This is a genomic window from Pedobacter frigiditerrae, from assembly GCF_004331645.1.
GTDB lineage: Bacteria > Bacteroidota > Bacteroidia > Sphingobacteriales > Sphingobacteriaceae > Pedobacter > Pedobacter frigiditerrae.
Genome location: NZ_SJSK01000001.1, coordinates 1,330,697 through 1,352,834 on the forward strand (window position 1 = coordinate 1,330,697; position 22,138 = coordinate 1,352,834).

General features: G+C 35.3%; 21 protein-coding genes. 5 read left to right on the top strand and 16 right to left on the bottom strand.

The genetic code is table 11. The features are described 5' to 3' along the window. Positions 1–38 precede the first annotated feature (38 nt). The 3 genes from EZ428_RS05670 to EZ428_RS05680 all read left to right on the top strand — a co-directional run bounded on the left by EZ428_RS05670 (position 39) and on the right by EZ428_RS05680 (position 3,397). The gene (locus EZ428_RS05670; protein ID WP_131552127.1) at positions 39–254 is read left to right on the top strand and encodes a FeoA family protein; all 216 of its coding nucleotides are present in this window, start codon (positions 39–41) and stop codon (positions 252–254) included. Positions 255–267: 13 nt separating this feature from the next. Then, complete coding sequence (gene feoB / locus EZ428_RS05675) at positions 268–2,370, top strand: ferrous iron transport protein B (protein ID WP_131552468.1); 2,103 nt, start codon at positions 268–270, stop codon at positions 2,368–2,370. A 415-nt stretch (positions 2,371–2,785) separates the two neighbouring features. Then, positions 2,786–3,397, top strand: a complete 612-nt coding sequence (locus tag EZ428_RS05680) for a SprT-like domain-containing protein (protein ID WP_131552128.1) — start codon at positions 2,786–2,788, stop codon at positions 3,395–3,397. Here EZ428_RS05680 and EZ428_RS05685 read toward each other — a convergent pair. The 16 genes from EZ428_RS05685 to pdxA all read right to left on the bottom strand — a co-directional run bounded on the left by EZ428_RS05685 (position 3,349) and on the right by pdxA (position 20,208). Further along, the gene (locus EZ428_RS05685; protein ID WP_131552129.1) at positions 3,349–4,164 is read right to left on the bottom strand and encodes a hypothetical protein; all 816 of its coding nucleotides are present in this window, start codon (positions 4,162–4,164) and stop codon (positions 3,349–3,351) included. The genes EZ428_RS05680 and EZ428_RS05685 overlap by 49 nt on opposite strands. Positions 4,165–4,222: 58 nt before the next feature. Continuing rightward, entirely contained in the window at positions 4,223–6,199 is a 1,977-nt protein-coding gene (locus EZ428_RS05690; protein WP_131552130.1) for an alpha-ketoacid dehydrogenase subunit alpha/beta, read from the bottom strand. A gap of 60 nt (positions 6,200–6,259) precedes the next feature. Continuing rightward, the gene (locus EZ428_RS05695) at positions 6,260–7,651 is read right to left on the bottom strand and encodes a LutB/LldF family L-lactate oxidation iron-sulfur protein (protein ID WP_131552131.1); all 1,392 of its coding nucleotides are present in this window, start codon (positions 7,649–7,651) and stop codon (positions 6,260–6,262) included. Positions 7,652–7,759: 108 nt separating this feature from the next. Then, positions 7,760–9,406: a M28 family peptidase gene (locus EZ428_RS05700; protein WP_131552132.1), complete on the bottom strand. Its 1,647-nt coding sequence runs from the start codon at positions 9,404–9,406 to the stop codon at positions 7,760–7,762. A 54-nt stretch (positions 9,407–9,460) separates the two neighbouring features. Further along, positions 9,461–9,901 (bottom strand): ribose 5-phosphate isomerase B, encoded by a 441-nt coding sequence (gene rpiB, locus EZ428_RS05705; protein WP_131552133.1) that lies wholly within the window; start codon positions 9,899–9,901, stop codon positions 9,461–9,463. Positions 9,902–10,054: 153 nt separating this feature from the next. Then, positions 10,055–10,936 carry a twin-arginine translocase subunit TatC gene (gene tatC / locus EZ428_RS05710; protein ID WP_131552134.1) on the bottom strand — a complete coding sequence of 294 codons (882 nt, stop codon included), beginning with the start codon at positions 10,934–10,936 and terminating at the stop codon, positions 10,055–10,057. Positions 10,937–11,090: 154 nt separating this feature from the next. Further along, complete coding sequence (gene accC, locus EZ428_RS05715; RefSeq protein ID WP_131552135.1) at positions 11,091–12,431, bottom strand: acetyl-CoA carboxylase biotin carboxylase subunit; 1,341 nt, start codon at positions 12,429–12,431, stop codon at positions 11,091–11,093. A 42-nt stretch (positions 12,432–12,473) separates the two neighbouring features. Next, complete coding sequence (accB, locus tag EZ428_RS05720) at positions 12,474–12,950, bottom strand: acetyl-CoA carboxylase biotin carboxyl carrier protein (RefSeq protein ID WP_131552136.1); 477 nt, start codon at positions 12,948–12,950, stop codon at positions 12,474–12,476. 143 nt (positions 12,951–13,093) lie between these two features. Continuing rightward, positions 13,094–14,089 (bottom strand): beta-ketoacyl-ACP synthase III, encoded by a 996-nt coding sequence (locus tag EZ428_RS05725; RefSeq protein ID WP_131552137.1) that lies wholly within the window; start codon positions 14,087–14,089, stop codon positions 13,094–13,096. Positions 14,090–14,187: 98 nt separating this feature from the next. Then, positions 14,188–15,126, bottom strand: coding sequence for a phosphate acyltransferase PlsX (plsX, locus tag EZ428_RS05730; protein WP_131552138.1), 939 nt, complete (start codon positions 15,124–15,126; stop codon positions 14,188–14,190). A gap of 95 nt (positions 15,127–15,221) precedes the next feature. Continuing rightward, a complete protein-coding gene (gene rpmF / locus EZ428_RS05735; protein ID WP_131552139.1) occupies positions 15,222–15,413 on the bottom strand; it encodes a 50S ribosomal protein L32 in 192 nt (63 codons plus the stop codon). Between the two features lie 15 nt (positions 15,414–15,428). Next, positions 15,429–15,962: a YceD family protein gene (locus tag EZ428_RS05740; protein WP_131552140.1), complete on the bottom strand. Its 534-nt coding sequence runs from the start codon at positions 15,960–15,962 to the stop codon at positions 15,429–15,431. Positions 15,963–16,556: 594 nt separating this feature from the next. Beyond that, positions 16,557–17,396, bottom strand: a complete 840-nt coding sequence (locus tag EZ428_RS05745) for a sulfurtransferase (protein WP_131552141.1) — start codon at positions 17,394–17,396, stop codon at positions 16,557–16,559. A gap of 6 nt (positions 17,397–17,402) precedes the next feature. Then, complete coding sequence (locus tag EZ428_RS05750) at positions 17,403–18,188, bottom strand: hypothetical protein (protein WP_131552142.1); 786 nt, start codon at positions 18,186–18,188, stop codon at positions 17,403–17,405. Positions 18,189–18,242: 54 nt separating this feature from the next. Then, on the bottom strand, positions 18,243–18,968 hold the full coding sequence (locus EZ428_RS05755) for a DUF4412 domain-containing protein (protein WP_131552143.1): 726 nt from the start codon (positions 18,966–18,968) through the stop codon (positions 18,243–18,245). Positions 18,969–19,128: 160 nt separating this feature from the next. Beyond that, positions 19,129–20,208, bottom strand: a complete 1,080-nt coding sequence (gene pdxA / locus EZ428_RS05760; RefSeq protein ID WP_131552144.1) for a 4-hydroxythreonine-4-phosphate dehydrogenase PdxA — start codon at positions 20,206–20,208, stop codon at positions 19,129–19,131. Between the two features lie 184 nt (positions 20,209–20,392). Here pdxA and rsmA point away from each other — a divergent pair, with 184 nt between their 5' ends. Beyond that, positions 20,393–21,178 (top strand): 16S rRNA (adenine(1518)-N(6)/adenine(1519)-N(6))-dimethyltransferase RsmA, encoded by a 786-nt coding sequence (gene rsmA, locus EZ428_RS05765; RefSeq protein WP_131552145.1) that lies wholly within the window; start codon positions 20,393–20,395, stop codon positions 21,176–21,178. Further along, complete coding sequence (locus EZ428_RS05770) at positions 21,179–22,108, top strand: 2-hydroxyacid dehydrogenase (protein WP_131552146.1); 930 nt, start codon at positions 21,179–21,181, stop codon at positions 22,106–22,108. It begins immediately after the preceding gene. Positions 22,109–22,138: the final 30 nt, after the last annotated feature.

Genomic DNA, 22,138 nt, shown 5'->3' on the forward strand with positions numbered 1-22,138 from the left:
TAATATAAATAAAGGGTAAATTGCGCTATATTTAAAGTATGAAACTTTCACAGTTAAACCCAGGAGAACAAGGTACAATCGTCGCGTTTACAGATTTAGAAATGTCTGTAAAGTTAATGGAGATGGGCTGTCTTCCTGGTGAAGTTGTGGAAGTAGAACGCTTTGCCCCCCTTGGCGATCCAATAGCTATCCGCGTTGCGGGATATCAACTCTGTTTACGTAAAAGTGAAGCATCTGTAATTATAATTCAGTAATAAATTGGCCGATATTAAAGTTGCATTAGTTGGTAATCCAAATACCGGAAAATCTACCCTCTTTAATCTGTTAACTGGGTTAAATCAAAAAATTGGAAACTTCCCTGGAATAACTGTCGATAAAAAAGTAGGCTATTGCAAGGTTTCGTCTACACAAAATGCTGAGATCATTGATCTGCCTGGAACTTACAGCTTATACCCTAAAAGTAAAGATGAAAGTATCGTATTTCAGGTTTTAGCCGATAAAAATAACTCAAGCTATCCAGATGTTATTATAATGGTTGTAGATGCGACAAATCTTCGTCGTAATCTTTTATTGTGTTCTCAAGTAGCAGATTTGGGCTTGCCAATGTTATTAGTGCTAAATATGACCGATTTAGCAAGAAAAGAAGGAATACACATTAACGTTAATAAACTTTCTGAACGATTAGGCATTCAAGTCGTAGCTATGTCTGCGAGAAAAAACGATGGTCTTGATGCATTAAAAAAAGCAATTTCTCATACTACAGCAATAAGTACACAAATAAATGGAGTAGATGTTAAACCATTTGCCCCAGAAGCTATAGCTGAAGTAAAGGAAAAAATAAAAACCGAAAATGATTATTATGCTTTACAGGTTCTACACCAACATGAGCATTTGGCATTTTTTACGGAAACTGAACAAGAAGAGATTGAAGCAATTGAAAAAGCACATCATTTCCAATCTTCTAAATTGCAAGGAGCAGAAACAGTTGCTAGATATAGATACTTAAGTACTGTTTTAACAGATATTGTTTTTGATACTGGAGCAGAAAAGAAATTTAAAATTACCGATAAACTAGATTCTATTTTAACTCATAAAGTTTGGGGTTTCGCTATATTTATTTTAATTCTTTTCGTCATTTTTAATGCCATCTTTTCATGGGCTACTTATCCGATGGATTGGATTGAAGGCTCATTTGGATGGATTACTGAATTTGGGCATCAACATTTACCAGAAGGTTTATTGACCAGTTTATTACTTGATGGAGTTGTAGCAGGTTTGGGCGGTATTGTTATTTTTGTGCCTCAAATCGCTATTTTATTTGCATTCATTTCTATCCTAGAAGATACAGGCTATATGTCTAGGGTTACTTTTATGATGGATAAAATGATGAGTAAGGTTGGTTTAAGCGGCAAATCTGTAGTACCTATGATTGGCGGTTTAGCCTGTGCAGTTCCTTCTATCATGGCAGCAAGAAATATAGAAAGCTGGAAGGATAGAATGATTACCATTATGGTTACACCATTGGTGAGTTGTTCTGCAAGGTTGCCGGTTTACATTTTAATTATCTCTATCATTATTCCTTCTGAAACTGTTTTTGGCATCATAAATAAACAAGCATTAGCTTTAATGGCGATGTACTTAGTTGGTATTATTGCTGCTGTAATTGTGGCTTGGGTGATGAAATTTATCATTAAGGCTAAAGAAAAATCTTATTTCATCATGGAGTTGCCAGTTTATCGCATGCCAAGATGGAAAAATGTATTTCTTACTGTTTATGAAAAATCAAAAACTTTTGTTTTTGAAGCGGGTAAGGTAATCATTGCGATTTCTATTGTGCTGTGGGTAATGGCATCTTTCGGACCTGGAGATCGTTTTGAAAACATCGAAAAGAAATATGCATCAGCATTGACTGATACAACAAAAAACACTGAACACGTTAACGTTTTAATCAATAGTGAAAAACTAGAAAACTCGTATGTAGGTATTCTTGGGCACTGGATAGAGCCAGCGATTAGGCCTTTGGGTTACGATTGGAAGATTGGTATCGCCTTGATAACTTCGTTTGCAGCAAGAGAAGCTTTTGTTGGTACAATGGCAACAATCTATAGTGTAGATGGTGGCGACGAAGACACATCAACAATTCGAGAACGTATGCTATCTTCAATAAATAGTAAAACCGGTTTACCAGTTTATACGTTTGCTACAGGTATTTCAATTATGTTCTTTTATGCATTTGCCATGCAGTGTATGAGTACTGTTGCAGTTGTTTATCGCGAAACCAAATCTTGGAAATGGCCAGTTATTCAACTGGTTTACATGACAGCAATGGCTTATGTGGCGGCTTTAATCGCCTATCAATTTTTAAAATAGTATGTCTATCTTTTGGTCATTGTGCGAACGCAGTGAAGCAATTTCCTCCTTGAAGTAGCCATAAAATAAAGTAACTTAATTGGGCGTGCCCCAAGCTACGCAAGGATCGTGGCTATGCGCTTCAATCTTTTTTGCCTTGGCTGCGCCTTTTTAGGCAAAAAAGTATTTCCGCTGTATCCTTCGAGTAAGCAAATCACAGTTCCCCTCCCCCCCCCAATTATCGCAAAATGCATGATTTTATTAAAAGTATTTCCATCGAGCATCCATACCAATATGATTGGGTATCCTAATGCTATAGATATAAAATCTAATCTGCAAATCTGTGGCTGAATAAATTACAAAACGCAATTAGCATGACAATCTATTTTTGAATTTTGTTTATTTTTAAAAATTATATTCAATCCTCTTAAAATAAATGGATAAGGTTAACGTATTAGCACAATATATGCCTGCACCTGCAGCCCCTATCATTGCCAAATGGATTGATTACTTTCAGTGTGAATTTAGAATTTCTAAAAATCGTTCTACTAAACTAGGCGATTATCGACACCCATTTAAAGACAAAGGGCATAAAATTTCAGTTAATAACGATTTAAACCAGTATGCTTTTCTAGTAACAACAGTACACGAGTTTGCACATTTACTAACTTGGAACGACCATAAAAATAAAGCTAAACCTCACGGTACAGAGTGGAAGACTAATTTTAAGAGGATGATGAATCCATTTTTTGAGATAGAAGTTTTTCCTCCGGATATCCATCAAACCATTACCAATTATTTAAATAATCCAACAGCTTCAAGTTGTACTGATCTAACTCTTGCAAGGGCTTTGAAAAAATACGACACACATTTGTCGACAACAAGAATAGAGGAGCTCCCTATTCACGCTATATTCGTCTTGAAAGACGGAAGGAAATTCAAGAAAGGAGAGCGGATTAGAAAACGTTACAGATGTGAGTGTCTAGATAATGGAAATATCTATCTTTTCAATCCGCTTGCCGAGGTATTATTAGCAACTGGTACGTAAACAGCTTCCTTATCTTTTATTGTCCAATTAAAATTCAACTTCTCGTCTTTAAAAATCATTGGATCATTTAATAAACTATCTATAAAAGCATCTTTTTCTTGAACCAAGATGCTTGCAGTATAACTGTTCTGAATTTTACTTCTCAAAACTATATATCTCGAGTCTGGGAATGTGGTTATGCTTTCAAAAACGACATCAAATCTGTCTACCCTGTTAATCACATCATTTAGTGTTTTTACATTGTCTAGTAGAGTTTTATCAGTGGTTTTATTAGCGCTTAATGGAACATCTAAAAAAGGTAATGATTTAATTTCGCCACCTGCCGAAGCTGTTCTATTTTCTACCTTAAAGACAGTATTGCTTCTTAAATAGGTGCGTGAATCTTTAAATATCGAGCCATCATCATTTGCCAATTGATTTTTTACCTCTTCTAAAATCAAGCTATCGTTTCTAAAATAATATTTCTTTAAACTATTGCTAACACCACCATTGTAAGCGTGTTCTACTAATAATACTGGTTTATCAAACGATGTATATTTTTCTACATAAAACGATAAATCGCCAAGCATATAAACTAAACTGATGGCTTTTGTGTAACTGTTTAGATTTTTATTTATCGAATCTGCGTAGTGTAAAATTGAATTAGCAGTTAGGTCTGTTGTATATTGATCATTAATTTCTGCTTGTGGATGATCGGACTTGAACTGATTACAACCAGTAATTGTGCTAAAAACAGCAAGTAGGATTAGAAAAGTATACAATTTCATAGCGCTTTCATAAATTAGGTATCTTATTTATGATAAGGCTATTATCGTGCCAATGAATTTAGAAAGCCAATAATTTGCTTACAGTTTCTGCCAACCTACTTTTAGCTAAAAAACTATCTTCCAATACTTTACTCATTGGTATGGCTGTGTCTAAACTTGCACAACGCATAACAGGAGCATCTAAATATTCAAAACAATTTTCTGAAATCCAGGCAGATAGTTCTGCTCCAAAACCAGAGCTTAAAGTATCTTCATGTAAAATGATTACTCTTCCAGTTGCCTTAACAGCTTTGGTAACTGCATCTTTGTCCCAAGGCTGTAAGCTCACTAAATCCACCAATGTGGCAGAAATTTCTTGATGGTTATTTAAATATTCAAGCGCCCAATGTACACCTAAACCATAGGTGATGATGCTTAACTGTTCACCTTGTTTTAATACATTTGCTTTACCAATTTCTACCGTATAGTAGCCATCTGGAACCAATCCGCTTAAGTTGCGGTATAAATATTTATGTTCAAAATAAATAACCGGATTTGGATCTTCAATCGCCGCAATTAACAATCCTTTTGCATCATAAGGAAAAGCAGGGTAAACAACTTTTAAACCTGGCGTTTTGGTAAACCATGCTTCATTGCTTTGCGAGTGAAATGGTCCTGCTCCAGTGCCTGCACCTGTTGGCATACGGATAACTACATCTGCCTTTTCGCCCCAGCGGTAATGTGTCTTTGCCAGGTTATTTACAATCTGATTAAAGCCACAGGTTACAAAATCTGCAAATTGCATTTCTACCACGGCTTTATGACCGTTAATTGAAAGGCCCAACCCGGCACCAACAATTGCCGATTCGCAAATAGGCGTGTTCCGTACCCTTGCCTTACCAAATTGCGCTACAAAACCATCAGTTATTTTAAATGCACCACCATATTCTGCAATATCTTGTCCCATGATCACTAAGTTATCATGGCGTTGCATCCCTTCCCGTAAACCCTCAGTTATGGCATCTAAATATCTTTTTTCGGTTTTGGTTTCGCTTGGAGGGGTTTCTCTGTAAACATAAGGCGCATACATGTCATTCAACTCTGTTGCATCATCTACTGTGGGCTCTTGCTCGTTAAAAGCTGATTCAACCTCTTGTTCAATATCGGTTTTAAATCCACTTTTAATGCTGGCAATTAAATCATCATTTAAAATATCTTCGGTTAGTAAAAACTTTTCGAAGTTTTTAACAGGGTCTTTTTGTTCCCAGGCGTCAAACAAATGCTGTGGAACATATTTGGTGCCTGATGCTTCTTCATGGCCACGCATTCTGAAGGTTAAACATTCTATTAATACTGGTCGCGGATTTTCTCTGATGCATCTAGCAACCTCAGTTAATTTATCATAAACTTCGAGGATGTTATTCCCATCCAATTGAATGCCTTCAATACCATAACCAATTGCTCTATCTACTAAATGCTTGCAGTTAAATTGCTCATTAATAGGGGTTGATAAGCCATAACCATTGTTCTCTATCAAAAAGATAACTGGTAAATTCCATACAGATGCCACATTTATGGCTTCGTGAAAATCCCCTTCGCTGGTAGCGCCTTCTCCTGTAAAAACTAAGGTTGCATTTTTTCTGTTTGCTATTAAATCTGCAAGTGCAATCCCATTTGCTAATGCCATTTGCGGACCTAAATGCGAAATCATGCCAATGATTTTATAATCTTGCGTACCAAAATGGAAAGAGCGATCACGGCCTTTTGTAAAGCCTGAGATTTTCCCTTGCCATTGTGCCATCAGCTTTTTAAGTGGAATATGCCTACTGGTGAACACACCCAAATTACGGTGCATTGGTAAGATATATTCATCGCTCTGCATGGCTAAAGTACTGCCAACGGCGATAGCTTCTTGACCAATTCCAGAAAACCATTTCCCAATTCTACCTTGACGCAAAAGAATAAGCATCTTTTCTTCTACCATCCTGGGATAAAGCAACGTTTTATAAAGCTTTAAAAGGCTTGCATCATCTTTATCTTTTCTGTCGAACTGCATAGGTTAGTAGATAGTAGTTAGTATAAAGTATATAGATTGAATTTACTCAAGACTTTGGACTTAAGACTCAGCACTATTCTTCTGTTTTTCTTCCCATTGTTTAGAGAAAGATTGAGCAGCTATTTCTGGCATATCACGATATTTCCCCCAACTTTTTTTAAAGAATTTTTTAAGGAAGAAATTTTTCATTTTGCCACCAACCATATCCATCAGCGAACGTTTTTTCATTCCTTTTTTCCATAGATTCCAACCAATATCTTCTTTTTTGGTATTGATATGTTCAGCAGCTGCATCTCTTCTATTAAGGAGCAACATTTTATGGATATCAATCTTAACAGGGCAAACTTCAGAACATTTTCCGCATAAGCTAGAAGCGTAACTCAAATGCTTAAATTCCTTCATTCCTTTAAAATGTGGAGTGATGATAGAGCCAATCGGACCGCTATAAGTTGTGTTATAAGTGTGACCGCCTATGTTTTTATAAACCGGACAGGCATTTAAACAAGCTCCGCAACGGATGCAATAAAGTGCTTGTCTTTGTTCTTTTTGAGCTAACAGATTGGTTCTGCCATTATCTAAAAGGATAACATACATTTCCTCTGGACCATCTGTTTCATTTGCTTGCCTTGGGCCTGTTAAAATGCTATTATAAACCGTTAAGTTTTGCCCAGTTCCGTGGCTAGCTAATAATGGCCAAAATAAATCTAAATCTGCTATGGATGGAATCACCTTTTCAATGCCAACAATAGCGATATGAATTTTAGGAAAAGTAGTGCATAAACGAGCATTTCCTTCGTTCTCTGTTAATGCAATACTTCCAGTATCTGCAATTAAAAAATTCCCTCCAGATATGCCAATGTCAGCTTTAAGGTATTTCTCTCTTAGTAATTCTCTTGCTTTTTGAACTAATTGTGGTGGTGTTGCATCTATCGGTGTTCCAAATTTTTCATGAAACAATTGTGCAATTTCTTCCTTGCTTAAATGCATTGCTGGAGTTACAATGTGATAAGGTTTTTGACCTAACAATTGCACAATGTATTCACCTAAATCACTCTCTAAAGATTCAATCCCATGCTGTTCTAGAAACTCATTGATATGAATTTCTTCTGTTGTCATAGATTTAGATTTGATAACAGTTTTGCCACCATTTTTTTGGATGATATTTAGGATTTCTTTTTGAGCTTCTTCAACATCATTCGCCCAAATTACCTTTCCTCCACGCTTTTGAAAGTTAGATTCAAATTCAGGTAAAAACTTATCTAAATTCTCCATTACACGCCATTTAGTAACGTGTGCCTTTCTTTTTGATGCTTCTAGATTTTCGAATTTTGATAAACCTCTTTCAACCGCTACATTATATTTTCCAATGTTATGGTTTATAGTTTTACGATGTGGTAAATCAAATGCCTTTTCATCAGCTTTTTCCAAAAATTCCTCAGCAATATTCGTCATATTCAAAGATACTAGAAAATGTAAAAGGGAAGATGTAAAATGTAAATGGAATAGACAAAAAAAATCCCGGTAGCTTTTGACTATCGGGACTTAATATTTTTAGTAGATCTATTTTGTTTTAGGTGTACCGTCTGCATTTTTATCAACCACAGGTCTGTTAGCTCTGTTAGCTAATTCCCAAGCAGTGTAAAAAGTTAAATGAGCACGTTTTGCCAATAAATCAAAATTGATTTTGTTCACCTCATCACCCGGTCTGTGGTAATCTTGTTCTAGCATTCCATCATAAAAGAAAATAACAGGAATACCTAACTTAGCAAAGTTATAATGATCTGAGCGATAGTAGATTTGTTGTGTGTCTTTTGGATCATCATATTTATAATCCAATTTCATTTTAGTATAAGTGTCGTTCATTTGCTCACTTAATTTACCTAATTCGGTACTTAATTTGAATGAACCTACTGAGTAGACGTAATTTGCACTATCTGGTTTGCCTAAGTATTCTTCACCAATACGACCAATCATATCTGTGTTTAAATCGGCAATTGTATTTTCTACTGGGAAAACTGGGTGTTCAGAATACCATTCAGAACCTAATAAACCTTTTTCTTCACCAACAACAGTCATAAATAAGATACTTCTTTTAGGACCCTTTCCAGCTTTTTTTGCTTTTGCAAATGCTTCTGCCATTAATAAAACGCCAGTTGTACCAGAACCATCATCATCGGCACCATTGTTAACTTTATCCTTTGCGTTAGGATCTGCAACTAAACCAATGTGATCATAATGACTAGTAAGTACCAAAATTTCATTTTTTAATTTTGGATCAGAACCTTCTAAGAAACCTAAAACGTTTTCTGCCCTAACATCAGTCTCAACACTTTTAGCACTAAATGCAACTGGTACATTTATAACAACTGTTGCTGGTTTTTTACTGTCGGTAATTTTCTTTTTAATGTCATCTAAGTTGGTATTAACTGTAGCCAATAGCTGGTTAGCAACTGCTGTTCCAATTACAACAACAGGTAAGCCTTGCGCTGATGACATATTTTTAATCCTGTCAGCAGTTTTTAAATACGGATTTCCATTTTGCAATGCATTTTTTAACCTTGGATCCATATTATCAACATTTGCATTGATAACTAAAACACCAGCGGCCTTATTGTCTAGCAAATATTTAATTTTTGCTTGTTGACTTCCAACACTTGACATTGCACGACGACCACCAGTTTGTGGAGCTGGTGCTGTTGCAGTTGGATCACCAGTTGCAAAAATCATTACAACTTTACCAGCTACATCTTGTCCTTCATATTCGTTAAATCCTTCTTTATTTAAGCCATAACCAGCAAATAAAATTGAAGAAGCTTTAACATCATAACCAGTTGAACTTACAGATGCAGGAGTAATGTAATAATCCTTAAGACTTTCTTTAGCTTGGCCGTTAACTGAAAATACAGATTTAGATAGGCTCAAAGAAGCATAACCTAACTTTTGAAAATAAGGATCCGCACTGTCTTTAACAGGGCCTTTTAAGCCGAAACTTTGGAATTGTTTTTTAATGTATTCAGCTGCCATCCAAGCACCTTTTTTTCCAGTTTCTCTACCTTCATATTCATCAGAAGCTAAAATTGACAGGTGGTCATACCCTCTCTTTTTATTGATACTTTCACTAAATTTCACTGCATCAGCATTCTTCTGAGCTACAGCACTTAGGCTTAGCGCTACCGCAAAGCCGGTGAATAAAAATATTTTTTTCATTAAAGTTGGTTTAAACTAGTGCAGTTTAATCACTAGTAGGTTTTATAATTTTTGTTAGCAGGATATTTTATTTACTCTGTTTTGATGTCTACCGCCTTCAAAAGCAGTTGTTAAAAAAGTAGTTGTCATTGCTTTTGCCGCATCGGTGGAAACAAACCTTGCAGGAATACAGATGATATTTGCATTATTATGTTGTCTACATAGCGCAGCTAATTCGTTTTCCCAGCAAATGGCAGCTCTTATTTTTTGATGTTTATTTGCTGTAATTGCAACCCCGTTTGCGCTTCCACATACTAAAATGCCAAAATCGAATTCACCACTTTCTACCGCAGATGCAACAGGATGCGCAAAATCTGGGTAATCTACTGACTCAGCAGTGTGTGTCCCAAAATCTTTAACTTCGTAGTTTGACAAGAAATCTTTTAAAATCTCCTTGTATTCGAAACCAGCGTGGTCTGCACCGATTGCAATCTTTAATTTATCTTCTAAAGGCATTTTCAAATTTATGTAGAATAATACAGCTAATGCGTAAATTTTTTGTTATTAACCAACTTTATATTCTGAGCTATAGGATCTGATTAATGGTTTGGACTTTGTCAACTTGCTAATTAGCCGTTAAGAAAATTGACAAAGTGAATATGACGAAAATTAATTTTTAAAGAATAACGCTTCTGCTTTTAATTTTTTCTTCTGAATATTCGATGAAATCATAATACTTAATTCATACAATAAGAATAAAGGTAAAGCAACAATCATCATAGTAAATGGATCTGCAGTTGGTGTAATGACGGCTGCAATTACTAAAATAAGTATGGCAGCATACCTCCTGTTTTTTCGCATAAACTGTGGAGTCATCACACCTAGCTTTGAAAGAATAAAAATAACAACAGGTAATTGAAAGATTATTCCTGTTCCTAATGTTAAGGTTAATACTGTAGAGAGGTAAGAATCAATGGTGAATGTATTCTCGATGCCAGGATCTACGGTAAAATTAATCAAGAAGTTAATAGACCAAGGCGCTATAAAATAGTAACCAAATAATACGCCTAATAAGAATAATACCGACGCAAAAAATACAAATCCTTGAGATGATTTCCTTTCAGTTTCTAACAAGGCAGGTTTAATAAAAAGCCATACTTCAAATAAAAGATAGGGAATACCTAAAATCAAGCCAGCCATGATACAAGATGTCATTTGTAAGGTAAACTGCCCAGACATTTCTGTATTGATGATTTTGGCGTCGATTTTAGTGATGCAAAAATCTTGGGCTAATGAAGGAATCATTGCCGCAATCTTGCATCCCATTCTGTAAGTCCAAAAAGAGGGGTCTTTTGGACCCATTATAATTTTACTCCAAATAAAATCTGAAAAATAGAAGGCTACGCATGTAAATAATGTTACGACAGCAAGCCCTCTTAATAAATGTTTTCTTAGAACATCAATATGATCAAAGAAAGACATCTCTGCTTCTAAACTTTTACCTTTATTTTTTATAGAATCGATCAGATCCTTTGCTTTGTTATCGCTCATTGAATTATTTGTTAAACAAAAATACCATTCTGTTTGATATAGAATGGTATTTACGGTTTAAATCTATAAAAAGATTATTTTATTCGGACACTATCTTTTTTTTAGTGGTCGAATAGCTCTTTTTTATGATTAAAATATTCTAATCATAAACAGGTTATGCTGAGAATTCGAAAGTTTCCATAAACTTCGTGGTAAAATTACCAGCCCTAAAGTTTGGGTCTTTCATCAATTGTAAGTGAAAAGGAATTGTTGTCTTTACACCTTCAATAACAAATTCACTTAAAGCACGCTCCATTGTGCAAATTGCCTCTTCACGTGTTTGCGCAACACAAATCAGTTTTGCTATCATCGAATCATAATTAGATGGGATTTGATAACCTGCATAAACGTGAGTATCAACTCTTACACCATGACCACCTGGAGAATGGAAGTTTGTAATTCTTCCTGGTGATGGTCTAAAGTTATTGAAAGGATCTTCAGCATTGATACGGCATTCAATTGCATGCATATTTGGCACATAATTGTTTCCTGAAATTGGAATACCTGCAGCAACCTTAATTTGTTCCTTAATTAAATCGAAGTTAATCACTTCTTCAGTAACCGGATGTTCTACTTGGATACGGGTATTCATCTCCATAAAGTAGAAATTACGGTGTTTGTCAACTAAAAACTCTACGGTTCCAGCACCTTCATAACTTACAGCCAAAGCACCTTTGATTGCAGCCTCGCCCATTTTTTCACGCAATTCTGGTGTCATGAATGGAGAAGGAGCTTCTTCAACTAATTTTTGGTGACGACGTTGGATAGAACAATCCCTTTCTGATAAGTGACAAGCTTTGCCATATTGATCACCAATGATTTGGATTTCAATGTGACGAGGATCTTCGATATATTTTTCTAAATAAAGGCCATCGTTACCAAATGCAGCTCCAGACTCTTGACGAGCACTATCCCAAGCATTTTCAAATTCTTCATCCTTCCAAACAATCCTCATTCCGCGACCACCGCCACCAGCAGTAGCTTTTAAAATTACGGGATAGCCCATTCCATTTGCAATTTTAATACCTTCTTTAACGCTTTCTAACAAGCCTTCAGAACCTGGAATAGTTGGTACACCAGCAATTTTCATTGTCTCTTTAGCAGAAGCTTTATCGCCCATACCATTGATTTGTTCTGGTGTAGCACCAATAAATTTAATTCCGTAATCACGACAAACAGAAGAAAACTTAGCGTTTTCTGAAAGGAAACCATAGCCTGGATGAATAGCATCGGCATTGGTTAATTCAGCAGCAGAAATGATGTTCGGTATACTTAAATAAGAATCTTTACTAGGGGGCGGACCTATACAAACAGCCTCATCGGCAAAACGTACATGTAAACTCTCTCTATCTGCAGTAGAGTAAACAGCAACCGTTTTTATGCCCATTTCTTTACAGGTACGTATAATGCGCAAAGCGATTTCGCCCCTGTTGGCAATTAATATTTTTTTAAACATATGTTTTAAATTAGCTAATTGGCTAATTAGTTAATTAGCTAATTAGATAGGTTCTACTAAGAATAATGGTTGATCATATTCTACTGGAGATGCATTTTCTACCAATACTTTTACAATACGACCTGAAACTTCACTTTCAATCTCATTGAATAATTTCATTGCTTCAATGATACAAACAACTTTTCCTACGCCAATCTCATCGCCAACATTTGCAAACGATGGTTTATCTGGGCTAGAAGAACGATAAAAAGTACCAATCATTGGAGATTTTACCGTGATATATTTTGAAGTATCTTCAACTTCTGGAGCACTAGGTGCTTTAGATTCAACTGCAACTGTTGGTGCGGCTGCCGGAGCAACTGGCTGTGGAGCACCTGCTGCTGGTAAAGCTGCATTTACATAAACTGGTGCTTGGTTAGTTTTAATTGTAATCTTGAAGTTTTCTTGCTCAATAGCAACTTCATTTACTCCTGACCGAGAAACAAATTTAATGAGTTCCTGAATTTGTTTGATATCCATTCTTTTGTTATTATGTTAAAAAATTGGTGTCTTAATGAATTAACTAAGTTATAGTTTTTTTTGTTTTAAATTATAGTCAGTGGTTCAATAGTTCATTGGTTCACTGATTGGTAAGTTTACTGCCAAATGAACTAATGAACAAATTAACTATTGTATGCCCACTTAAGGTAAACAGAGCCCCAAGTAAAACCTCCGCCAAATGCGGCTAAGACTAAATTATCGCCTTTTTTAAGTTTACTTTCCCATTCCCATAAACAGAGAGGAATAGTTCCGTTAGTAGTATTACCGTAACGTTCAATGTTAATCATAACCTTATCGGTATTTACGCCCATTCTAGAAGCGGTTGCATCAATAATTCTTTTGTTAGCTTGATGAGGAACCAACCAAGCAACGTCATCAGCAGTTAAGCTATTACGTTCCATAATTTCTGCTGCAACATCTGCCATATTGGTAACAGCAAATTTAAATACTGTTGGACCTTCTTGGTGTGCAAAATGTTCATTGGCATCAATACTTTCATGAGTCGCAGGTCTCACGGAACCACCAGCTTTCATTCCTAAGAAATTTCTTCCAGAACCATCAGATCTCAGTATAGAATCTTGAACGCCTAATCCCTCTTCATTTGGTTCTAATAAAACACAACCACAACCATCACCAAAAATGATGCAAGTAGTACGGTCTTTATAGTTAATGATTGATGACATTTTATCGCCACCAACTACCAATACTTTTTTATGTTTTCCAGATTCGATAAATGAGGCTCCTGTAGATAATCCGAATAAAAAACCAGAACAAGCAGCTTGTAGATCGTAACCCCAAGCATTGGTTGCACCAACCTTATCTGCCAAAACATTAGCAGTTGCAGGGAAGGTAAAGTCTGGAGTAGTGGTGCAAAAAATAATCAATTCAATTTCCTTTGCATTAATTCCTCTCTTTTTAAGTAAGCCATTTACAGCATGAACAGCCATATCTGATGTGCCTAAACCTTCACCTTTTAATATTCTTCGCTCCTTAATACCCGTTCTAGATGTAATCCATTCATCAGAGGTATCTACAAAGGTTTCCATTTCCTTGTTCGTTAAGATATACTCAGGGACATAACCATGAACAGCAGTAATGGCAGCGTGAATTTTACTCATTTTCATCTATTTAATATATCTTCATTTGTGATGAAGCTACCATGATTTTAGGTGTTTTTTACGCAATTGTAAAATCATGGTGGTTTATTTATGTTAAATTATTGGAATGCGGCTTGTATTTTTCCAACCAATCCAGTGTTAATCATATCTCTTGATTGGAAAATCATATTTTTAACAGCTTCAGGACTAGAAATACCGTGACCAATTATCACTGGAGCATTGACGCCTAAAACCGGACTTCCACCATAGTTTTCGTAATTAAAACGATCAAAAAACTCATCTTTTAACCCTTTTTTAATGGTTAGTACGTAAAATGATTCCGCCAACTTAAGCATTATATTTCCTGTAAAACCATCACAAACTATAACGTCAGCTTTCTCATTAAATAAATCTCTTCCTTCAATATTTCCAACAAAATTAAAAAGATTGCTCTCTTTCATTAATGGAAAAGTTGCCATAGAAAGTATATTTCCTTTTTCGTCTTCTTCACCAATGTTCATTAAGCCAACCTTCGGATTTTCAATCTGCATGATATGTTCCGCATACATACTGCCCAAAACTCCAAATTGCAATAAAACATCTGGTTTACAGTCTGCATTGGCACCAACGTCTAGCATCAATCCAGTTCCTCCTTTTAATTTAGGAACAATGGTTGATAAACAGGGGCGAATAATTCCTGGGATTGTTTTTACGCTAAATACAGCACCAACAAGCATAGCGCCAGAATTTCCTGCGCTTGCGAATGAATCAATTTTGCCTTCCTTTAATAATTGGAAGCCAACTGCAATACTTGAGTTTGGTTTTTGAAGAATGGCTTTTGTTGGGTGTTCACCCATACCAATAACTTCGTCAGTATGTACGTATTCAAAGTGATCTGGATTGAATCCATTCTCTGAAAGTAGTTGTTTAATCTGCTGGGTATCGCCAATAAGCACCAAGTGCTGATCGGGAGTAAGGGATTGATGAGCTGCTATTGCCCCCAAAACATTTGCTTTGGGAGCATAGTCTCCGCCCATAATATCGAGACCTATTTTCATAGTAAAAATCTTTTGTGTGTAAGCATAACGCTAATTAATTCCAACAATCTAAGTTAAACTTAAACCAGTGGAAAACACAAAAATTTTTCAGAAAATTAACCTATTGAAGTGTTTTCTATAACTAATTTACCGTTGTAGTACAAGTTACCATCAACATTGTATGCTGTATGAGGAACGTGTATAGCACCAGTAGTTTGGCATGTAGCCAAAGAAGGAGCCACAGCTTTATAGTGAGTTCTTCTTTTATCTCTTCTTTGTTTAGAAATCTTGCGTTTTGGATGTGCCATTGTCTTGTTTAATTATTATTTTAATTTTTTTAACGCCGCCCAACGAGGGTCGTCATTTTGTTCTTCTTCTTGTTCTGCCGATCCGCTTGCCAATTTCTCTAAAGTTGCAATCATTTCTGGATCGCATTTTACAGTTTGGCCAACTTGTTGGCAAGTATTTATATAAGGAACTGAAACATTGATTAATTCGTAAATGATTTCCGAAACATCAAGCGCACTTTCCTTTTTATTTAGCATGATAATCTCTAAATCATCACTTTCTAAATCATCTTCTGCAAACTTTACAATTTGCCTCTCAGTTATGTCAATTGGTTGTGCAAATTCAGTTAAACATTTATCACAATTAAGTTGAATGGTTCCCAAGATGTGGAAATGCAAAATCAACATTGTTTCTTGCTTATCTAATTCAACTTCAACTTTAAGTGCTCCATTTTTAACTAAAGAGTACTCAAATGCATCAAAAAAGCTTTTATCAACCTCGAATTCGAATTGATGTTTGCCCAATTTTAAGCCGGTAAACGGGATTGAAAATTGTTTTAATGCCTTCAATTGTAACTAAATTTTAGCCTGCAAAGGTAGGAAATATATTTATAAAATGAAATATTTTTGCAAAATTGAATCTAGAAAAATAATACCCATATTTTTCAATCCTCATAAAGGGAGTAACAAAAGATATGAGGAAAAGGAATTTTTAATGGTAAAAATATAGTGCTAATTAGCCAAATTAAATGAGGGTTCTATTACTGAAAAGATTGTATGCATTGTTATCTTACAGCATTCATTTTTAGTACCTGTACTATGCCAATCATAAGGCCGCAAAAGCCACTGAACACAGCTTGCTAAGACGAAGGATGAACGTAAGATGAACGAAGGATGGACGTAAGATGGTGCTACTACCACTAATGCTAAACTCTTCTATAGCTAGCTAACCTTATAAACCCTAAGCACTAAACAAACCTTCCCGCAACAAACCGACTGTGCAACTCAACATTTACAGAGGTCTAACTCTCCGGCAACCTAGGCCTATAATAATAAGCCATTAATTAGGTGCTAAATAGGGGGATCTTCGAGAAAATTACGTGTAAGTATTGTATTTCAAGTGAAAGGGACTGGTTATTAACTGCTCAACCAAGGGAGAGTTGTTTATGTGCGAGACGCCAGAACCATATCCTTATGATTCCGGCTCCATTCGCTCCAAGAACCAACATATAATTTCGGAATTTCCAAACCTGCATAATCCATTGCCAACAGCATGTGGCAAGCCGTTACACCAGAACCGCAATGTACAATCACTTTTTCATGTTTTACATCAGCCAATGCTGTAACATATTTTTCTCTTAATACTTCTGGAGAAAGAAATAAGCCGTTTTCATCTAAATTTCCAGTAAAAGGAATATTTAAAGCGCCAGGGATATGACCTGCAATTAAATCGATAGGTTCAGTTAAACCAGCAAAACGATTGGCATCTCTAACATCTACAATAGTTTGGTTACCTGTTTTACTTGCTAATTCTACTTCATCGATATCTGCTGTTGCTAACTGCCAACCGTTAACTGGATAAGTTTTTTTGCTTTCGGCTTTCGGCTTTAAATTATCTGTAGGGAAACCAACTTTAATTGCAGCATCAAAGCCACCATTTAAAACTTGAACCTTTTCGTGTCCAATTGCTTTTAACATCCACCAAAAACGAGCAGCAGCATTGCCTCCATTTTTATCGTCATATATAATTACATGGGTATCTTTATCAATTCCAAATTTTTGCAATACTTCAGAAAATTGATTTAGCGTTGGCAATGGATGCCTTCCGCCAATGGCAAAATCTTTAATGTTTGCTAAATCGGTATTTAAATCAATGTATAAGGCGTTTGCTAAATGACTTTCATCATATCTAGCTTTCGAACCTGCACTTGCATCAATAAGCGCGAATTCATCTGGATTTAAGTTAAGTAGCTCAGCAGGTTGAATAATTGAAGTTAGTTTCATAAAAAATTAGTTTGATAGGCTGATTGATTTTAATGTATAAAACATTTTCATTCCTTTAAAAAAAGAAGTCTCTTGTAGAATCTCTAACGGGTAATATTTTTCTAAGATCTCTTTTTCCTTGCATATTGGATGAAATAGCGATTGAATTTTTTCAGTGACCCAAAATTCAGTTGTGTTAATTTGGTCAACACCTAAAATACCTAAAATGTCTACACCATCAACTTCCTCAACATCACTAAAATCAATTTTATATTTATAAATTACTTTAAAACAATTGTAACCGTTAATTACTTTTCTTTCTTTCCTAAATTCTTGAATCATAACCTCATTGTTTTTGCTGAAAGCGAAATCCTCTGAACTGGTAACAGTTTTTAAAACATCTTTTTCCGCATGAATAACAAAAGTTGATTTTTTAATACTGATGACTGTGTAATCACCAACTAAAGTATCAGCATTAGTTATGTAGCTCTTAATAATTGTGTCTAAATAAACCTGATGGTAATCAAAATCTTCAACTTTAAAAGGTTGATCTTTCATTTCAGATTTTACTCTTTTTAAGAAATTTGAATCAACAATTGCCGAATCGTACACACCATTAAATGTTGATAATAATGCTTCAACCAACTTTTCACGCTTTTGATTTATTGCATTATCAAAAGCTTGTTGGTCTTTAATAATGGTTTTCGAGGTAAAGTGTATTTCGCCTTTTTTAGGATGTATAACTAACTTTTGAGCTAAAGATGGTTCGATAATTAGTATTAAACAGAAAAAAGAAAATATCAATTTAAACATCTCAAGCGATTAATATAGAAGTCTTTGAAACAAAGCTTATGCCAGAAATGTAAGCTAATGTTTTAACTGTTGCTCCTTTATCATCTTCATCATCAGCTCTTTCTTTTGCTCACGTGTCATGTTTTTCATTTTCTCAGGGTCAAGTGTAACGCTACTTTTTTTATAGCCCGATGGTAAAGTAAATAAACTGGCATTTAGCGTTTTGGTTTCGTATTTAACCAATTGCATTGTAAAGGCTTTTGATTTTCCTCCAGGTGTTAAAAAAACAGCTTTAGCCATCATTCCAGTAATTCCTTTGCTTTTTAATTCATTCATCACTTTTTGGCTTCCTAATTCATTATTTCCGCTAATTGGGAAATTAAACGATGGAAGTTCCTTAGTGAACCAAGCATCCCAGGTTTTTCCATCGGAAGTCATTTTAACATGAGTACAATTGTAATTGCCAACCTTTTCGTTGCCTAAAACTTTGATACTTATGTCTTTAATTGATGCTTTAGAATTAATTTTTGCTTCTGTGTAAGTTGTAGTTAATGAATTATATACATAGGCAACATTGGGATTGCTTTTGAGTATTAGTGTAGTAGTATTCATTGGTCGACCGCCCACATTCATAATTGTTTCAGTTCTCACATTCCCGTTTTTGCCGTACATTTTGCTGATCATGGGGGTGCTATTAGTTCCTGTTATTTGATATTCTGCATAAATATCTGCTGAATTTGCTGATGAAGAAAAAATGAATAGGAAAAATAGATTGGTCAAGAATAATAATGAAGTTTTCATATTGGTAGAATTTTAAGGTTTATTAAAGTTGAACATTTTTTGACATAAAACATATACCATATTTGTGTGATATAAGGTGTTTTGTGTAATGGTGTTTGCGTCAAAGATCACCTGTAAGAAGCCATGCTACCTTCCGCCTTTTAACCGCTTGCCTTCTGCCTTAATTAGCGTCATCCTTCACATCACTAGCGGTCTCAATTAATTTTCCGCCACTGCGTAATTGGTTTTTCAATAGACTTTCTTGCTCACGGCGATGTTCTACAATATGAACTGCTGCGAAAACCGCTTCCATAAATGAGGTTGGGTCTGCTAAGTTTTTACCAGCAATATCATAACCAGTTCCATGGTCTGGTGAAGTGCGTACAAACTTTAAACCTGCTGTATAATTTACACCTGTATCAAAGGCAATAGTTTTAAAAGGAATTAGACCTTGATCGTGGTACATAGCTAAAACAGCATCAAATTTTTTGTAAGTGCCATTGCCAAAAAATCCATCAGCAGGGTATGGGCCAAAACAAATTATGCCTTTATCAAATGCTTCTTGTATAGCTGGAGAAATAATTTCTGCTTCTTCCTTACCTAAGAGTCCGTTATCACTTGCGTGAGGATTTAAGCCTAAAATGGCAATTTTAGGTTTCTCAATCCAGAAATCTTTTTTTAAGCTTTCGTTAATGAGTTGAATTTTTTTTACGATTTTTTCTTTGGTTATAGCCTGTGGCACTTCTAAAACAGGTATGTGGCCTGTAACCACCCCAACACGTAAAGTTTCGCTGATTAAAAACATAAGGACGTCACTACTTCCGCTACGTTCTTGTAAATATTCTGTATGACCAGGGAAACTGAAATTCTCTGATTGGATGTTATTTTTGTTAATTGGAGCTGTAACTAATGCATCAATTGCACCACTTACCAAATCATCAGTTGCTTTTTGTAATGATAATAAAGCGTATTTTCCGCCAGTTTCATTAGCAATACCTAAGTCGATTTTCACATCTTCTTCCCAGGCATTAATCATATTTACCTTGCGTGGGTTAGCATCCGCAGCATTGCTGATTACATTGAACATCAACTCGCCAAAGTTTAGTACCTTTCTATGAAAAGAAGCCACTTTTGTATGCCCATAAACTATAGGTGTGCAGTAATCTAGCATTTTACTTTCTGCAAAGGTTTTTAAAATTACTTCTAAACCAATGCCATTTACATCACCTATGCTGATACCTATTTTAACTTTATTGCTCATTATTAATTGAAAAGAATTTAGCGCAAATTAACAATTTAACCGCTAAGAAAAGAAGTTCGCAAAGAATATTAAACACAGAGAAAGAGAGAAATTGCAGAGAAAAGAATAAAAACCTTTGCGTTCTTTGTGTCTTTGCGGTTAAGGCCTTTTCGCCAAACACTTATAAAACCTTAACTTTGGCGTTATGAGTTTAGTAAAAGCAAAAAAACATTTAGGACAACACTTTTTAACAGATAAAAGGATAGCCGAAAAAATTGTAGATGGACTAATTCATACCGATCAATACCGCCAAGTTTTAGAGGTAGGACCTGGAATGGGAATTCTTTCTGACATTCTTTTAGAGAGAGAAAATCTGGAAACTTTTTTAATTGATATTGATGTTGAATCTATTGCTTTTCTAGCGAGTAAATATCCCCAGTTGGGAGATAGATTAATAAGTGGAGATTTTTTGAAACTTGATTTAACTTCAATTTTTCCTGGCAAATTTGCAGTAATTGGTAATTTTCCTTACAATATTTCGTCTCAAATTCTATTTAAAATTTTAGAACATAAAGATAATGTGGTAGAAATGGTGGGGATGTTTCAAAAGGAAGTTGCAGAACGTTGCGCCTCAAAATCTGGGACCAAGGAGTACGGAATTTTAAGTGTTTTAATTCAGGCTTATTACGATATTGAATATTTATTTACGGTAAAACCAGGAACATTTAATCCGCCGCCGAAGGTAAATTCTGGTGTAATCCGTTTGAGCAGAAATAAAATGGAGACTTTACCATGCGATGAAAAATTGTTTTGGCGTACCGTTAAGGGTGGCTTTAATCAGCGTAGAAAAACTTTGCGAAATTCCTTATCCGGCACCATTCCAAAAGATAAAATGGATGACCATCCGTTTTTTGATAAAAGAGCAGAACAGTTAACGGTTGAAGATTTTATTATCCTGACACAACATTTAAGCTTTTTAACAGCACAATAAATGAGTAAGAAAATATTAATTATTGATGATTTACATCCTGTATTTAAAGAAAGAGCAATAGCCTTAGGTTTTGAAGTTGATGACAAGCCATTGATAACTAGAACCGAAACGTTAGCTGTAATTAAAGATTATGTTGGTATCGCTGTGCGTACTAAATTTCGAATTGATAAGGAACTTTTTGATGTTGCGCCAAATTTAAGGTTTGTAGCTAGGGCAGGAGCAGGATTAGACAATATTGATGATGCCGTTGCGAATGAAAGAAATATCAAACTTATTAATGCGCCAGAGGGAAATAGAGATGCAGTTGGAGAGCACGCCATCGGACTTTTACTTTCTTTAATGAATAACTTCCGTAATGCGGATAATGAAATTAGAAATGGCGTCTGGGATAGGGAAGGTAACCGCGGTTATGAACTTAAAGGTAAAACTGTAGGCATTGTTGGTTATGGATTTATGGGGGAAAAAATGGCTCGTAAATTAGCTGGTTTTGAGGTTAATGTAATTGCATACGATAAATATAAAACTGGTTTTAGTAATGAGTTTGCGCGTGAGGTAAGTATGGAGGAAATTGTAAAACATAGTGATGTGTTGAGCTTGCATATCCCGCTTACAAAAGAAACCAGGCAAATGGTAAACGGAGAGTATTTTTATCACTTCAAAAAACCAATATTTTTTATCAATACGGCCAGAGGCGAAATTGTAAATACATCAGCTGTGCTTGCTAATATGAAGAGTGGTAAAATTTTAGGTGCTGGCTTAGATGTTTTGGAAACGGAAAAGTTTCCAGCACTCGGAGAACAACCTTGGTTTGATGAATTAAAAGCGAATGACAAGGTAATTTTAACACCTCATGTGGGTGGATGGACTTTTGATTCTTATCGTAAAATTTCTGAAGTTTTAGCCGAAAAGCTAGCCGAAATCAAATTATAATTCCATAAATTGCTCATAACAAATATAAAC

Bases quoted from the DNA above. Each gene is read 5' to 3' on its own strand.
- EZ428_RS05695 (WP_131552131.1), bottom strand. From the start codon at position 7,651: ATGACGAATATTGCTGAGGAATTTTTGGAAAAAGCTGATGAAAAGGCA.
- plsX (WP_131552138.1), bottom strand. From the start codon at position 15,126: ATGAAAATAGGTCTCGATATTATGGGCGGAGACTATGCTCCCAAAGCA.
- pdxA (WP_131552144.1), bottom strand. From the start codon at position 20,208: ATGAGCAATAAAGTTAAAATAGGTATCAGCATAGGTGATGTAAATGGC.
- rpiB (WP_131552133.1), bottom strand. From the start codon at position 9,901: ATGCCTTTAGAAGATAAATTAAAGATTGCAATCGGTGCAGACCACGCT.
- accC (WP_131552135.1), bottom strand. From the start codon at position 12,431: ATGTTTAAAAAAATATTAATTGCCAACAGGGGCGAAATCGCTTTGCGC.
- EZ428_RS05670 (WP_131552127.1), top strand. From the start codon at position 39: ATGAAACTTTCACAGTTAAACCCAGGAGAACAAGGTACAATCGTCGCG.
- EZ428_RS05770 (WP_131552146.1), top strand. From the start codon at position 21,179: ATGAGTAAGAAAATATTAATTATTGATGATTTACATCCTGTATTTAAA.
- EZ428_RS05745 (WP_131552141.1), bottom strand. From the start codon at position 17,396: ATGAAACTAACTTCAATTATTCAACCTGCTGAGCTACTTAACTTAAAT.
- EZ428_RS05750 (WP_131552142.1), bottom strand. From the start codon at position 18,188: ATGTTTAAATTGATATTTTCTTTTTTCTGTTTAATACTAATTATCGAA.
- EZ428_RS05725 (WP_131552137.1), bottom strand. From the start codon at position 14,089: ATGAGTAAAATTCACGCTGCCATTACTGCTGTTCATGGTTATGTCCCT.
- EZ428_RS05680 (WP_131552128.1), top strand. From the start codon at position 2,786: ATGGATAAGGTTAACGTATTAGCACAATATATGCCTGCACCTGCAGCC.
- EZ428_RS05755 (WP_131552143.1), bottom strand. From the start codon at position 18,968: ATGAAAACTTCATTATTATTCTTGACCAATCTATTTTTCCTATTCATT.
- rpmF (WP_131552139.1), bottom strand. From the start codon at position 15,413: ATGGCACATCCAAAACGCAAGATTTCTAAACAAAGAAGAGATAAAAGA.
- EZ428_RS05685 (WP_131552129.1), bottom strand. From the start codon at position 4,164: ATGAAATTGTATACTTTTCTAATCCTACTTGCTGTTTTTAGCACAATT.
- accB (WP_131552136.1), bottom strand. From the start codon at position 12,950: ATGGATATCAAACAAATTCAGGAACTCATTAAATTTGTTTCTCGGTCA.
- rsmA (WP_131552145.1), top strand. From the start codon at position 20,393: ATGAGTTTAGTAAAAGCAAAAAAACATTTAGGACAACACTTTTTAACA.
- tatC (WP_131552134.1), bottom strand. From the start codon at position 10,936: ATGAGCGATAACAAAGCAAAGGATCTGATCGATTCTATAAAAAATAAA.
- EZ428_RS05690 (WP_131552130.1), bottom strand. From the start codon at position 6,199: ATGCAGTTCGACAGAAAAGATAAAGATGATGCAAGCCTTTTAAAGCTT.
- EZ428_RS05700 (WP_131552132.1), bottom strand. From the start codon at position 9,406: ATGAAAAAAATATTTTTATTCACCGGCTTTGCGGTAGCGCTAAGCCTA.